General features: G+C 67.8%; 12 protein-coding genes. 7 read left to right on the top strand and 5 right to left on the bottom strand.

From position 1 onward, the window contains the following. Positions 1 to 311: 311 nt before the first annotated feature. Positions 312 to 1,454: a benzoate/H(+) symporter BenE family transporter gene (locus RNL97_RS11660; protein WP_398866469.1), complete on the top strand. Its 1,143-nt coding sequence runs from the start codon at positions 312 to 314 to the stop codon at positions 1,452 to 1,454. A 40-nt stretch (positions 1,455 to 1,494) separates the two neighbouring features. Here the strand turns inward: RNL97_RS11660 and RNL97_RS11655 are convergent, their stop codons facing one another. After that, positions 1,495 to 1,923 carry an Ig-like domain-containing protein gene (locus RNL97_RS11655; RefSeq protein WP_032766601.1) on the bottom strand — a complete coding sequence of 143 codons (429 nt, stop codon included), beginning with the start codon at positions 1,921 to 1,923 and terminating at the stop codon, positions 1,495 to 1,497. Positions 1,924 to 2,266: 343 nt separating this feature from the next. On the opposite strand from RNL97_RS11655, the gene RNL97_RS11650 reads away from it, so the two are divergent. Then, the gene (locus tag RNL97_RS11650) at positions 2,267 to 2,437 is read left to right on the top strand and encodes a hypothetical protein (protein ID WP_199814258.1); all 171 of its coding nucleotides are present in this window, start codon (positions 2,267 to 2,269) and stop codon (positions 2,435 to 2,437) included. A 199-nt stretch (positions 2,438 to 2,636) separates the two neighbouring features. On the opposite strand, the gene RNL97_RS11645 is transcribed toward RNL97_RS11650, so the two are convergent. After that, the gene (locus RNL97_RS11645) at positions 2,637 to 3,611 is read right to left on the bottom strand and encodes an endonuclease/exonuclease/phosphatase family protein (protein WP_243314107.1); all 975 of its coding nucleotides are present in this window, start codon (positions 3,609 to 3,611) and stop codon (positions 2,637 to 2,639) included. Positions 3,612 to 3,810: 199 nt separating this feature from the next. Here RNL97_RS11645 and RNL97_RS11640 point away from each other — a divergent pair, with 199 nt between their 5' ends. The 4 genes from RNL97_RS11640 (at position 3,811) to RNL97_RS11625 (ending at position 6,875) form a co-directional block, all read left to right on the top strand. Next, positions 3,811 to 4,266 carry a hypothetical protein gene (locus RNL97_RS11640; RefSeq protein ID WP_313750666.1) on the top strand — a complete coding sequence of 152 codons (456 nt, stop codon included), beginning with the start codon at positions 3,811 to 3,813 and terminating at the stop codon, positions 4,264 to 4,266. A gap of 8 nt (positions 4,267 to 4,274) precedes the next feature. Further along, positions 4,275 to 6,068, top strand: a complete 1,794-nt coding sequence (locus tag RNL97_RS11635; protein ID WP_313750665.1) for an alpha/beta hydrolase — start codon at positions 4,275 to 4,277, stop codon at positions 6,066 to 6,068. A 58-nt stretch (positions 6,069 to 6,126) separates the two neighbouring features. Beyond that, positions 6,127 to 6,606, top strand: a complete 480-nt coding sequence (locus RNL97_RS11630; RefSeq protein WP_050500197.1) for a hypothetical protein — start codon at positions 6,127 to 6,129, stop codon at positions 6,604 to 6,606. A 137-nt stretch (positions 6,607 to 6,743) separates the two neighbouring features. After that, a complete protein-coding gene (locus RNL97_RS11625) occupies positions 6,744 to 6,875 on the top strand; it encodes a hypothetical protein (RefSeq protein WP_267882076.1) in 132 nt (43 codons plus the stop codon). Between the two features lie 155 nt (positions 6,876 to 7,030). On the opposite strand, the gene thrS is transcribed toward RNL97_RS11625, so the two are convergent. Further along, positions 7,031 to 8,266: a threonine--tRNA ligase gene (gene thrS, locus RNL97_RS11620; protein ID WP_030591664.1), complete on the bottom strand. Its 1,236-nt coding sequence runs from the start codon at positions 8,264 to 8,266 to the stop codon at positions 7,031 to 7,033. Between the two features lie 520 nt (positions 8,267 to 8,786). Between thrS and RNL97_RS11615 the strand changes: the two genes are divergently transcribed. Continuing rightward, positions 8,787 to 9,218 (top strand): hypothetical protein, encoded by a 432-nt coding sequence (locus RNL97_RS11615; RefSeq protein ID WP_308381854.1) that lies wholly within the window; start codon positions 8,787 to 8,789, stop codon positions 9,216 to 9,218. Positions 9,219 to 9,348: 130 nt separating this feature from the next. Here RNL97_RS11615 and RNL97_RS11610 read toward each other — a convergent pair whose 3' ends face one another. Together RNL97_RS11610 and RNL97_RS11605 are read right to left on the bottom strand one after the other, a co-directional pair. Further along, positions 9,349 to 12,486, bottom strand: a complete 3,138-nt coding sequence (locus RNL97_RS11610; RefSeq protein ID WP_030591658.1) for a DEAD/DEAH box helicase — start codon at positions 12,484 to 12,486, stop codon at positions 9,349 to 9,351. A gap of 149 nt (positions 12,487 to 12,635) precedes the next feature. Then, positions 12,636 to 13,640: an SEC-C domain-containing protein gene (locus RNL97_RS11605; protein WP_313750664.1), complete on the bottom strand. Its 1,005-nt coding sequence runs from the start codon at positions 13,638 to 13,640 to the stop codon at positions 12,636 to 12,638. Positions 13,641 to 13,780 lie beyond the last annotated feature (140 nt).

Below are 13,780 nucleotides of genomic sequence, written 5' to 3'. Positions count from 1 at the left end.
GCTGGACCGAGAGGACCCCGGCCGAAGGGCCGACGGCGGAGGGACCGACGGCTGAAGGGCGGGCGGCCAATGAGCCCACACCCCCCGGGCAGCCCAGACGCCCTGGGCAACCCACACCCCCCGGGCAGCCCACACCCCCCGGGCAGCCCAGACGCCCTGGGCAACCCACACCCCCCGGGCAGCCCAGACGCCCTGGGCAACCCACACCCCCCGGGCAACCCACACCCCCCGGGCAGCCCACGCCCTCCGAGCGGCGCGGGCTCCTGGCGGACGCCTCGCTCTCCGCCGTCCTCGCGGGCCTGATCACCGTCGTGGTCTCGTGCTCCGGCCCCCTTCTCGTGGTCCTGGCGGCAGCGGCCGCCGGCCACCTCACCGATGAGCAGACCGCGTCGTGGGTGTGGGCGGCATGCGTGGGCAGCGGCGTCACGTGTGCCGTGCTCAGCTGGTGGACCCGGATTCCGGTGATCACCGCGTTCTCGACGCCGGGCGCCGCCGTCCTCGTCGGCAGCCTCGGGGACTACTCGTATCCCGAAGCGGTCGGTGCCTTCCTGGTCAGCGGTCTCCTCATGGCGCTGGTCGGTCTGACGGGCGTCTTCGGGAAGGCCATGCGCCGGGTACCGCCCGGAATCGTGGCGGCCATGCTGGCGGGCGTGCTGTTCTCCTTCGGCGTCGGCCTGTTCTCGGCGCTGGACGGTGCGCCGGCCGCAGTGCTGGTCGCGCTCGCCACGTACCTGGCCGTCAAACAGCGATCACCGAGATACGCGGTGGCGTGGGCCCTGCTCGCGGCCGTGCTCGTCACCGCCGTCGTCCCGGGCATCCATGCTCCGTCCGTGGACATCGGGCTGACCCTCCCCGTCCTCACGCCACCGCAGTTCAGCGGTTCGGCGCTGCTGGGCCTGGCCGTGCCGCTCGCCGTGGTGACGATGGCCTCGCAGAACGCGCCCGGCCTCGCCGTGCTGGCCGCCTGCGGCTACCGTCCGGACGACCGGCTGCTGATCACGGCCACCGGGCTGGCCTCCACGGCGCTCGCGCCGCTGGGCGGCCACGCCGTCAACCTGGCGGCGATCACCGCCGCCATCAGCACCGGCGAAGAAGCTCACCGCGACCCGCGACGCCGCTATGTTGCCGGTGTGGCGTGCGGCGTCTTCTATCTGCTGGCGGGCGTCTGCGGGGCCGCGCTCGTGGGGCTGTTCACAGCGCTGCCGCCCGAACTCATCGCCGTCGTCGCGGGGGTGGCCCTGCTCGCCACGTTCTCCACCAGCCTCGCCCAGGCGGTGGCGGACGGACAGGGCCGCGACGCGGCGGTGGTCACCTTCCTCGCCACGGCCTCCGGCGTCACCCTCGGCGGCGTCGGGTCCGCGTGCTGGGGCCTGGCCCTGGGGCTGGCGACGCACCTGGCGCTGACCGCCCGGCGACGCGGCGGCGGGCGGCGGGAGCAGGAGGAGGCGGCGTGACGGCCCCGGAGGATCGGCCCGTACGGCGTCGTGACTGCGGTCAGGGCGCGGGCGCGTAAACGGTGATGCGGACGACGGCGGTCGCGGGGGGAACCTCGGTGCCCTTCACGCGGACCTCGTACGTCAGCTCGTCCTCGCCGGCGTACCCGTCCCTGGCGGTGTACGTCACCGTGGCCCCGGACACCGATGCGGAACCGTGGCCGGGCTCGGTGTCGACGGTCAGGGTCAGTTCGGCGGGGTCGTAGGCGTCGAGCAGTCCCGCTCGGTCGTTGCTCTCCAGGGTGATGGAGTCGTTGTCGAGGACGTCCACGTCAAGGCTGTCGCCCGCGTCCACGCGCGCCTGGTCGTCCATGAGTGCCAACTCCCGTTCGACGGCGCCCTTCCCGCCCTGGCCGTCCGTACCACCGCCGTCGCCCCCGCACCCCGTCAGGACCAGTGCCAGCGCGCCCGCTCCCAACGGTATCCGCATCCGGAGGGCTCCGCGCAAGGACCGTCGTGACTGCTTCCTCGTCTGCATGTGTCGCCCCCAAGGCCGAACGCGGTGCGGTGGAGCAGCTGATGCTCGCAGCGCGTACGGGCGCACATCAGGGGCATGCCGGAAGCGAAGCGGAATTGTGATGAGAGCGTGTACAAGACGTGGAGGGCCTCAAGCGGCGGGCCGCGGCCCCAACAACCGGCCCTGCGCCGCCTTCAGCTCGGTGAATTCCTCCCGCGCGTAGTCGGCGACGTCCTGGCTCGGGAACGACACGACGGACAGCGGTGGTCGAACTGTTCCGCGCCCACCGGGCGGCCGTGGTCCCGTAACCGGACACGTGGGCACACAGCGTGAGCAGAACCGGCGGCATCGCGGGCGCCAGGCGCTCCTGGCCGATCCACCGGAGGGCGGGGTCCGCTCGGCGGCGGTCGGCTTCCTGCGCCATCGCCTGATCCAGAAATGCTCGGTGGTCCTGGTGGGTGCCGCCCCCGTCGCCCCCGGTCAGTGAGCTGATCGGGGGCGCGGCCCCGGGGGAGGACCATGTCTTCCGCCCGCTGGGCGACGGGCCGGAGTGCGCGGACTGCCGCGGGGCGACGGCGTACGCGAGCTGGATGGACGACACGGACACGTACGAGTTCCCCGAGGCCATGACCTGGCGGCAACGAGTGGCGGCCGTACGGAAGGCCGACGCGCTGCGGGCCGGCTTCTCACCGCAGGGTGACGCGGGCGACGACGGGCAGATGGTCGCTACCGGTGGCGGGCAGGGTGCTTATGCGGCCCACGGTGGCGGAGCGGGCCATGACCTGGTCGATCCGGGCCAGGGGGAAGGCGGCGGGGAAGCTGAAGGCGAACCCGCTCTCGGCGACGTCCAGCTGTGAGGTGAGAGGCCTCAACCCCCGGTCCTCCACGACCCCGTTGAGATCCCCGAGCAGAATCAGCGGCTCGACGCTCTCGGCCGCGATGGCGCGCCCCAGCAGCGCGGCGCTCTCGTCTCTCCGCGAGGAGGCGAGCCCGCCCACCCCCACCCGGACGGAGGGCAGATGGGCGACGTACGCGGCGACGTCGCCGTGCGGGGAGTGGACCACGGCACGCACACCCCGGCTCCACCCCTCCTCAACGCTCGGGGGCCTGATGTCCACCACCTGCTCACCGCTGAGCGGGTGTCTGGACCAGAGCCCGACGGTGCCCCGGACGACGTGATGGGGATAGTCGGCGGCGAGGGCCTTCTCGTACGCAGCCACCTGCGGATCCACGAGCTCCTCCAGCGCAACGAGATCGGCCCCCGCCTCACTCAGCGCCCGGGCGGTTCCCGCAGGATCACGGTTCTCGTCGCTGACGTTGTGCTGCACGACGACGAGCTCCCGCCCGCCGCTCTCCTCGCCGGGCAGGAGCAACCCGCCGAAGGTGTCCACCCACACGCCCACCGGCAGCAGCAGAGCGACCAGGGCAAGGGCGGACCGCCGCACGAGGGCGACGACCAGCAGCACGACAACGAGGACACCACTCCAGGGCAGGAAGGACTCCAGCAGACTTCCCACTCTCCCGGGCCAGTTGGGCACCAGGCGATGGAACCCCAGTACCCCACCCAGAACGACGGCAACCCCGGCGACGACCCACCCCCGCCGCCGTTTCCCCCCACCAGGCACCACCGGTATCCCGCCAGGCTCTGCCCGCTCCACCATGTCTTCCCATCCGCTCGACCCCGTTCCCCAGGACGAACGACCAGGGGAGGCGGGTTCCGGGCCCCCCACGATCCACGGAGCACAGAGCACGAATTTGATTTAGCCCGCAGAGGCCGGAGACCATGGCCTCTCGACCCGAGGAGCCCTGGAACGGGGCCACGGGAACGGGGATGTCAGGGGAAACGGGGAGAAACTTACGGTGTCGTGGGACGAATGGGAGCAAATCAAAGCTGATGTCGCGGCGAATGAGCCGACGCGCCTGCAGCTGAACCAGGCCCCTTCCGACGGAGGAAACTCAGGCGCCGCGGCTTCGGGTGATCTGAAGTCGAACTGGAAGACATGGGTGAGGGTCGGCGAGGGCGTCACCGATCTCAAGGGCGGGGTCGGCAAGGCGCTGACGAAGCTGGCCGATGGGCAGGCCGGTCTGGGGGACACGACCGGTTCCGTGAGCGCGGCGGCGCAGAAGGAGCTCTACGACTCCTGGAAGAAATACGTGAGCGATGTGCGCGGCCGCTGCGAAGCGCTGGGCGGGCTTCTGCAGAAGACGGGCCATGATCTGTCGAAGTCCGACGAGGAGGCCTTGGCGGATCTGAAGAAGCTCCAGGTGAAGTACGGGGACACCGAGCCCGTCGGCGGCCAGTCGAAGGAGAGGTGAGTCAGGTCATGGATCTTGCGACTCTCAAGGCCTTCAAACCGTCGGAGTACGAAGAGGCCGCGGACGGCTTTCGGGCCACCGGCGACATGGCCTCCGAGGCCAAGGACGCGATCGACAACCGGATCGGTGTCGGGCTTCGCAACGAGGTGAAGGGTGACGCGGCGGAGGCCGCAGCCGAGCAACTCAAGAAGCTGTCGAAGAACTTCCACTATGTGCAGACCGAGTGTGGTCTGGTGAGTACCGCGTTGAACGGCTTCGCCTTCGATATCGCGGTGGCCAAGCGCAAGCTGGAAGCGGCCATGGAGGACGCCAGGGCTGACGGCTGCACGGTGAACGCGAACGGCTCCGTCTCGTATCCGGCGGGCAGGAAGCCCGGCGACGAGAAGACGGCGGACGGCGGCACAGTCACCGGGAGCGCGGGGGGCGGCCCGACGTCCGACGCACTGGAGCGCCAGGCGACCAACATTCACCCGAACCCCCATTACGGCAAGGCACTTGCGTACGCCAACCGGATCGCCGACGCCCTGGAAGAAGCGACGGACGCGGATACGAAGTGGGCGCCGAAACTGCGCGCGTTGAAGGCCGACGACGACTTGGAGGTCTCCCACCGGGACTGGGCGGACGTGAAGTCGGACACGGGCGGCGTCCGCGAGGCCGGCAAGAGCTACCTCGACTCCCTGCCGGAGCCCCCGAAGGACGGCACCCCGAAGGACAACGCGTCGTGGTGGAAGGGGCTCAGCCCGGAGGAGCAGGCAGCCCACCTGGCCCTGAACTCGGCCGCGGTCGGCGCGCTGGACGGGCTGCCCGCCGGGACGCGCGACGAGGCCAACCGCATGGTGCTGGCGCAGAGCAGGGCCCATGTGGAACTGGAACTCGCCAAGATTCCCGCCGAGCCCACGAGGTACTCCCCCAACCCCAACGGCACCTATCCGGCGGTCATCCAGAACGCCAGTTGGACCAAGTGGAACGAGAAGTACGGTGAGCAGTTCGCGCAGCTCACGAAGACGCAGAACGGCATGAAGAGCATCCAGGAGCGGTTCGACGCGACCGGCGAGAACGGGTTGCCGCCCGCCTACCTGTTGGGTTTCGATACAGAGAAGAACGGCCGGGCGATCGTTGCCAACGGGAACCCCGATACCGCCGCTCACACGGCTGTCTATGTTCCTGGCACCACGTCGAATCTTGGCGGTATCGGTGGAGACATTGGACGCATGACCGAACTCTGGCGAGAATCCGATGCGATGGCCGGAGGGAAAGAAGTCTCCACTATCACGTGGCTTGGGTACGACGCCCCGCAAAGCGTGGTCAAGGATGCGCCTTTTCGGCACTACGCCGATGACGGGGCCCCGGCGTTCAACCAGTTCGTGGACGGCCTCAATGTGGCCAATGGCACCGACTCCGGTGGCCACCACACGGTCATCGGCCACTCGTATGGCACGACGCTCATCGGCTCCGCGGCGCGTCAGGGCGAGCTGAACGCGGATGACGTGGTCTTCGCAGGTAGTCCCGGTGTACAGGTGGGCGAGGCGTCGCAGATGGATGTGCCCAAGGGGCATGTATGGAATGAGGAGGCCGAGGACGACCCGGTTCCCGACCTGGGCCGCTTCGGCCACGGCGGCAGCCAATGGCGGTTCGGCGGGGGCGTGGCCATCATCCCCAGCGATGAACTGTTCGGAGCGAATCAGATGTCCACGGGCGGTTCGGAAGGCCATAGCGAATACTGGGTTCGGGACACGGACAGTCTGAGGAATCAGGCGGCTGTCGTAACGGGCCAGTATGGAAAGGTGAAAATTGAGGAATAATATATTCGGCAATGTCCTTCTGGGTGCCACCATACTCACCGTACTTACAGGATGCAGCATGACTGACCAGGCAGATTCCAGCACGCCGAAACCGGTAGGAACGCGAAGCGTCGACGACGTCGATGCCGAAACGAAGCAGATTTCCAGCCAAATCCTCGACGTCATGGCCATCAAGGGGGCGATGTCCAAGTCGGGCCCGGGAGTCAGTACCTGCGAAGGCGCGGAGCGGGGGAAACTGTTTCTCATGCGGCACCCTTGGAGCCTGACCGGCACCTCCGATGCCGAGCTCATGAAGGCCATGACCCGCCTCAAGGAAGACCTTCCGAAGCACGGCTGGAAGATCGTCGGATATGGGCCGAACAGCTCCAAGGCCAAGTCCTTGGAGCTGACGGCAGATCATGCCGCGAAGAAGTTTGCCGTCAAGGTCGAATTCTGGGAGAGGAACAGCGGCGGCGACACCAACGAGCCCACGCTGCTCGTCAACGTGGTTTCTGCCTGCTATCAGGTCCCGGATGGTGAGAAGGTCGACCGGTTCTGAAGAAGGTGCGGTGATACCGGGGCAAGGCTTCGACGTGGTCGCGCGGCGTCCGGCAAGTTCAAAAACGATCGCATCGTGCCCTGCTCGGAGGCGGGGGCATCTCCCTATGGCGTGAGGCAGCCGCGCTGCCACAGCTCTTGCTTGATCTATGGGCCATCCTGGGAGCCGCGCCCACCGTGCTCGTCCTGCGGATGCTGCTCGCCCAGGATGCGGTGGACACCGAGGCCGCGGTGGGCGCGGACGAGACCGTGGGCGTCCCGGGTGAATGATCTGTATCCGCCGACGGTTCCGGGGGTGTGCGCCTACGGGGCCTGCGCGATGAGCGTCACCCCGGCCGCACCCACCTGGGCGACGCCGGGGCTGGGGCCGGCCTGTTTCTGCTGATGGCCAAGCCGCCATAGGAGAAGCCGGAGGACGTCCGCCGCTATGAGGTGGCGTCGGCCCACAGGCCGGTGCTGTGGGCCGCGATGAGAGCGCTGATGCGGTCGATGACATCACTGACCGGCTGCGGGGCGAAGCGGCGTCCGTCACGCAAGCGCAGTGCGAGGTGGTCGTCAGCGGCCTCCTTGGCGCCGATGACGGCTTGGTAGGGAACCAGACGGGCCTCTCGGATACGGGCGCCCAGGCTGCCGCTGTCCGGTCCCGCGACATGGGCACGCAGTCCCCGTCGGGTGCAGCGCCGGGCGAGGTCGGCGGCGTTCGGCAGTTCGGTGTCGGAGACCGGGAGGATCACCAGCTGAGTGGGGGCGAGCCAGGCGGGAAAGGCCCCGCCGTGCTGTTCGATGAGATGGGCGACGGCTCGCTCCACACTGCCGATGATGCTGCGGTGGACCATGACCGGCCGGTGTTTGGCGCCGTCCGCGCCGATGTAGTGCAGGTCGAACTGCTCGGGCTGGTGGAAGTCGACCTGGACGGTGGACAGGGTGGACTCCCGGCCGGCGCCGTCGGTGACCTGGACATCGATCTTGGGGCCGTAGAACGCGGCTTCGCCCTCGGCTGCCTCGTAGGGCAGACCGGAGCGGTCGAGGACGTCGGTGAGCAGGGCGGTGGACCGTTGCCACTTCTCCGGCGCGGCAACGTACTTGCCGCCAGGTCCCGGGAGGGAGAGCCGGTAGCGAGTGGGGGTGATGCCGAGTGCCTCGTACGCCTGGCGGATCATCTCCAGCGCCGCCTGCGCCTCCTCGGCGACCTGGTCCAGAGTGCAGAAGATGTGCGCGTCGTTGAGCTGGATGGCCCGCACCCGGGTCAGCCCGCCGAGCACGCCCGAGAATTCGGAGCGGTACATGCCGCCCAGTTCGGCCATGCGCAAGGGCAGTTCGCGGTAGCTGTGGGAGCGGGAGCGGTAGATCACCGCGTGATGGGGACAGAGGCTCGGCCGCAGAACGACCTGCTCTCCGCCCAGGTCCATCGGGGAGAACATGTCGTCGCTGTAGTGCGCCCAGTGCCCCGAGATCTCGTACAGCTCCCGCTTGCCGAGGACAGGTGAGTACACGTGCTGATAGCCGGCCCGCCGTTCGGCGCCACGGATGTACTCCTCCAGGGTGTGGCGTACGGCGGCGCCGTCGGGCAGCCAGTACGGCAGGCCGGCGCCGATGAGGGGATCGGTGTCGAACAGGCCCAGTTCACGCCCGAGCTTGCGGTGGTCGTGCTTGGCGGTCATCGCGGTCTCCTTGCTGGTTGCGGGGCAAGTGACCGGGCCTACGACGAAGCCCCGGGGCACTCGGCCCCGGGGCTTCGGATCAGATCGTCTGTCAGCGCGCCGGGACACTCTCCGGCGTCGTCGTCATAGCAGCGCGCTTCATGTCGCAGACGGTAGCAGGATGGGGCGAGGTCCAAGGGGTCATTTCCTCGTCAGGAGCACCCGTGGCACGCTCCGGTACGTCGGGCCGGACCGAGTCGAACCAAGACCTGCTTTCCTCGGTCAGGCGGGGGGAAGAGGACACGGAAGTCCGGGATGGTGGTGGTTGAGGCAGCAGACCACCGAGAAGGAGATCAGGCTCCTGCCCGTACGCGTCCCTGCTGCCGGTCCACGGACCGTATCCGTGCCCGTCTCCTGACCAGGTCATCTGCGCTCTTCGCTGAGGGAGACGGGCCGGCGGCCCGGAGCATGTCCGGTCCGGCTCGACGCCGGACCGCGCCTGGTGGCCTTCTCCCGCGGGCGACAAGCCCACGCCTCCTCGATGGTCGGAGACCGCCGCCGGGCATTCGAGCGGTTGCGCGAGGCCGAAGTGGCGCTCTCCCGAGCCGATTCGAGGCGGGAGTCGATCGGCGGCTACGACCAGGCCGCCTACCAGTTCTACGTGGCCCACGTGCTACGAGACACGGGACCCGCCGGGCTCCTCCATCGCAGCCCTGAGGCCTCACTCCGCGTGCAGCTCAGACAGGAGAGGCAGGGGCGACTCCACGCCAACGCGATCATGGCCCAACGGCAGTTCGCGGTCGGTCACATCGAGGAGGCCTGCACCACGTGGGGCACCTTCCTTGACTTCGACGGGCAGTCCTTCCATGTCACCTACTCGCACTTCGACGCCCAGACCGCTGATGTCTACGGCCGCTGGGGTGACGATCTGCATCGCCCGGATCCTGGACGCGTCGTCTGCCGCCAGCAGTAGGACCAGCCGCCGCTCGTCGAACGCCACCCATCAGACTTCGCCATATTGCACGTGTACTCCTGACTCAGGACGGCAGGCGGAACTGCGCGACCCGGGCGCGTTGTGGAGACGGGTGACTGCGGCTGGAGTATTAGCCGGCGGCGATTGCCGAGTAGGTCAGCACGTCGGCAGGAATCTGGTGGAAGAGCTTCCACTCGATCGCCATCGGGTTGCTGCCCGTGTGCTTGACGTACTCCGCTGGCCCCAGAAGCATCCACGGCTGGGGTCCACCGATATCCGTCTGCTTGTATCGGCGTACAAAGAGCAGGACGTGAGTGCCCTTCTCCTTGTGGGTCTTGTAGCGGACACCGGTGGGTGAGTGCTCCGAGGTCTGGTTCTGGGACTCCCAGTGAAACAAGGAGTCATTGAGGGCGTAGTCCTTGTAACGGGTCTCGGGCGAGAAGTCCTTCTCGTCCTTCTCTAGGGTGACGAGCAGGGCATCAGTCTGAATGTTCTCGCACCACTTCACGCCTTCTCGGAAGTGCCCGGGCTTCCGACCATCCACTGCGGCCTGGCCCAGTGCGGGGAGAATTTCTTCGCGGCTGTACGAAGCGTGGATGGTCAGCGGGATGCCGGCGTGCGCCCCGAGGAGCGGTACGGGTACGTGGTCGGCCTGCTGCAGCACGTGAGCGAGTGCCTGACGCAACTCGTCCCGGAATGCATGCTGGGGACGCAGTGAGTCCAGCCCAGCTTGGTAGTTGGGGAAGTCTCCGCCCAGCGGCCAGAGCGAGAAGAAGAACATGCGGGCGTACCCCTGTTCCTGCTCGCTGAGTTCGTCATAGGCGGGAGCGTCGTCGGTCAGCAACTTGCTGTACGCCGCGACGCGCAGCGGGTCATCAACGTGCAGGAAGGCGGAAACCCGTTTGAGAAGGGGCAGTTCGCCTTCAGGGCCGACCGCATCCAGGAGCTTCGCTCGACGCAAGAGACCGGTCCATGAGTTGCCGTTGCCTCGGTAAAGCTCCTTGAGCTCCCGGCCGCTCTCTTTGAGGAAGTCCGCAAGGCGGGGTTTCGCGTAGGAAGCGACCTCGCGGGCCAACTGCGTGACATTGACCGCGATCTGCGCGCGGATGTTGTCAATGATCAGTTCTTTGGCCTTCGTCTCAAGGATGATCTGGCAGCCCGAAGGAAGTTGCGGGAAGTCCTGCTCGATGCCGTCGAGGAGGCGGTTGCGCGTCAGGTTCGTCAGCGCGCGGAACTGTTCCTCGAACCGGAACTCCTTGCGGTGCTGGCCGATGAAGTCCAAGACGGTGAGGACTGCCTTGTCCTCGGTTCGACGCAATCCCCGGCCCAACTGCTGGAGGAAGACCGTGGCGCTGGAGGTGGGGCGCAGTAGGAGCAAGGTGTCGACGTCGGGGATATCGAGTCCCTCGTTGAACAGGTCGACGGAGAAGATGACTTGGAGCGCCCCCGAGCGCAGGTCATTAAGTGCTGCCTTGCGGTCGAGTGCTGGAGTATCACCAGACAGGGTCACCGCGTTGAGGCCTGCCCGCCGGAAGAAGTCGGCCATGAAGTGTGCGTGCGCGACCGACACGCAGAATCCCAGGGCGCGCATCGAGTCAGGGTCGGTGACCTTGTCCTTCACAGCTTGCACGACGAGCCGAGCCCGTGCGTCGTTGCCCGTGAACAGGTTGCTCAGCGCTGTCGAGTCGTAGGCTCCACGCTTCCATGTGACAGCGCTCATGTCCGTGTTATCGGTGACGCCGAAATAGTGGAACGGGCTGAGCAGCTCGTTCTCCAGCGCCTCCCAGAGCCGCATCTCCGCCGCGATTCGACCGTCGAAGAACTCGTCCTGGATGTTCAGGCCATCCATGCGTTCTGGGGTCGCCGTCAGCCCCAAGAGCTCCCGGGGCTGGAAATGGTCCATGATCTTGCGGTAAGTGGGCGACGTGCCGTGATGGAACTCGTCGATCACGATGACGTCGAAGTGATCCGGGGCGATACGGTCCAGAGCCTGCGTCGCGAGGGACTGGATGCTGGCGAACACGTGGGTCCATCGGTCGGGAAGCTCACCACTGAACAACAACTCACCGAAGTTCGCGTCGATGAGAACGTTCTGGTAGACGCGCAGGGACTGCTCCAGGATCTCCTTGCGATGCGCTACGAATAGCAGGCGCGGGTCGCGGCCGAGAGTCTGCCGGAGACGCTTGTAGTCCAACGCCGCCATGACAGTCTTCCCGGTCCCCGTTGCTGCGACGAGGAGATTGCGGTGTCGGTCGTGCACCGTGCGCTCAACTTCGAGGCGTTCGAGCATGTCCCGCTGGTGTGGGTACGGGCGTACCTCCAGGCCGGAAAGGGTGATGCTCGCAGCCCCGGGCCGGCCGCTGCCACCAGCGCGGGACAGGGCATCGTCCAGCCGCTGCGCGTCCCTGGCAGGGTCGTACGACTCGAAAGCCGGCTCACTCCAGTAGGCGTCGAAGGTCGCCTCGAACTTGCGGATCACCGAAGGCGTCGCGACTGAGGAGAGGCGAACGTTCCATTCGAGGCCATCAAGGAGGGCGGCCTTGGAAAGGTTCGAGCTGCCGACGTACGCCGTGTCGAATCCACTGTCACGGCGGAAGAGCCACGCTTTGGCGTGAAGGCGGGTCGAGCGAAGCTCGTAGTTGACCTTCACCTCGGCACCGAAGTCTCGCACCAGCCGGTCCAGAGCGCGGCGCTCGGTCGCGCCGATGTACGTCGTCGTGAGTACACGGATGGGGATACCCCGCTCGCGCGCCGAAGATAGGGACTTCTCCAAGACGCGGAGTCCGTGCCACTTGACGAATGCACAGAGGAGGTCGACTCGGTCGGCGGTGGCCAGCTCGGAGCGTAGCTCGAAACCGAGACTGGGGTCCTCGGGAGAGTTCGTGATGAGTGCCGTTTCGGACAGTGGGGTCGCTGGGCGTATGGCGTACACGCCGGGCGCTTCCTGCTCCGCGACGGCCAACAGCTGGCGCGGCCCATCGGTAACGAGGTCGACCCACTCTGTCGCGCCCTCGATCGTATTGAGCGATTCCAGGATGTGATTGGCCGCCATCACCTGCTCGGCAGGGGTGAGGCCTTGGAGCACCCGACGCACCGTGGTGCCGATATGGCGGGAGAGGACATGGGGTGTCGATTCTGTGCCGACTGAGGCTTCGATGGAGTGCCAGCCCGCAGAGTCGAGCTGTTTCATCCGCCTGGCCAGCCGATGTGTGATGAGTGATTCATAGAGCCCAGCAACCGGCGCTTTATCCGAAAAGTCGTTGGGCATGCCCTGAGTCCCCCTCATTTGGCTGCGTACTGCATGTGCAGTTGTATCAAGGACGTCTGACAGCCGGGTCCCATGGCTGACTAAACAACAGAGGCCGCCGCCCGAGACGTCGTGGGCGGCGGCCCTGCGAGGGACGTGCATCAGAGGTCTCAGACCCCGTGGCACCCCCCATAAGCCTCCCCCGACCCGCACCAGCAAGCAGCCGTGCGGGACGGGGGCCAGGGGATGGCGCGGCCTCGGGCGGCGAGGGTCGTGGCGTACTGGGGGAGGAGGCCCGGGTCGGACGGGGACGCCGCCTCCGAGGCGGCGAACGCCTCGTACGACGGGACCGTGCCCGTCACGATGCCCAGGTTCGGGGTGCCCGTCGCATGGAGGTCGCGCAGGGACGCCTCCAGGCGGTCCAGGTGGGTCGCGCGGTCCACGTACTCCTCGGTCAACGCCGGGTACGCCGTGAGCAGTTCGCGCAGTTCGTTCTCCGGCCAGTGCAGGACGGCCACCGGGAACGGGCGGGAGAGCGCCGTGCGGTAGGTACCCAGCTCCGCGCGCAGGCGGGCGATCTCGGCCTTCAGCTCGACCGGGTCCGAGGAGCCCAGCGACCACAGGCGCTTCGGGTCGTGCAACTCGTCCAGGGGCACCGCGGCCGTGTGCAGCTCGCCTGCCAGCTCGTCCCAGGCGTCGTGCTCCAGGCCCATCAGCCTGCGTACCCGGTGACGGCCGGTCAGCAGGGACTGCGTGGCGTACGGCACCTCCTCGCCCGGGGCCAGCAGCAGGGTCAGCGCGGTCGAGAAGAAGTCGTGCGCCGACTCCAGCTCGTCGTGCGCCTCCAGGGTCTCCGCGGCCACCTGCCACGGCGCGGCGTTCAGCGGGCCCGCCGTACGGATGCCGTCGATGATCGCCCGGGCCTCGGCCTCGTGACCGTACTCCCAGAGGTTGGCCGCCTTCAGGGCCTTGATCAGGTGCGGGTTGTCGACGGTGGCCTCGGGGGCGGCGAGCAGGTCGTCGTAGAGCGCGCTCGCGCGGGCGCGGTCGCCCGCGAGTTCCAGGTGGGCCGCGGCCTGGAGGATCAGCGGTTCGTGGTCCTCGGGGTACTGCGCCGCGGTGCGGAGCAGACGCTCGGCTTCGGTCGTGTGGTCGGCAGGCGTGTCGGGGCGCATGGACCACACGGTACTGCCGGACGGTGACGGCGGGGAGAAGAGGGAGGAGGAGGAGAAGCGGGAGAAGTCTGGAGAGTTGTGAGGTTTGCCCCCACCGTGCGGCGCGGCGGGAGGTGGGTGTGCGGTTGCCCTGACCGTGC

It is taken from the genome of Streptomyces parvus (assembly GCF_032121415.1).
GTDB lineage: Bacteria > Actinomycetota > Actinomycetes > Streptomycetales > Streptomycetaceae > Streptomyces > Streptomyces globisporus_A.
Note: the sequence above shows the minus strand (reverse complement) of the source record. Positions and strands in the feature narration are given on the sequence as shown.

Coding starts and splice junctions, on each gene's coding strand:
- RNL97_RS11655 (WP_032766601.1), bottom strand. CDS start 1,923: ATGCGGATACCGTTGGGAGCGGGCGCGCTGGCACTGGTCCTGACGGGG.
- RNL97_RS11645 (WP_243314107.1), bottom strand. CDS start 3,611: ATGGTGGAGCGGGCAGAGCCTGGCGGGATACCGGTGGTGCCTGGTGGG.
- RNL97_RS11635 (WP_313750665.1), top strand. CDS start 4,275: ATGGATCTTGCGACTCTCAAGGCCTTCAAACCGTCGGAGTACGAAGAG.
- RNL97_RS11630 (WP_050500197.1), top strand. CDS start 6,127: ATGACTGACCAGGCAGATTCCAGCACGCCGAAACCGGTAGGAACGCGA.
- thrS (WP_030591664.1), bottom strand. CDS start 8,266: ATGACCGCCAAGCACGACCACCGCAAGCTCGGGCGTGAACTGGGCCTG.
- RNL97_RS11615 (WP_308381854.1), top strand. CDS start 8,787: ATGGTCGGAGACCGCCGCCGGGCATTCGAGCGGTTGCGCGAGGCCGAA.
- RNL97_RS11610 (WP_030591658.1), bottom strand. CDS start 12,486: ATGCCCAACGACTTTTCGGATAAAGCGCCGGTTGCTGGGCTCTATGAA.
- RNL97_RS11605 (WP_313750664.1), bottom strand. CDS start 13,640: ATGCGCCCCGACACGCCTGCCGACCACACGACCGAAGCCGAGCGTCTG.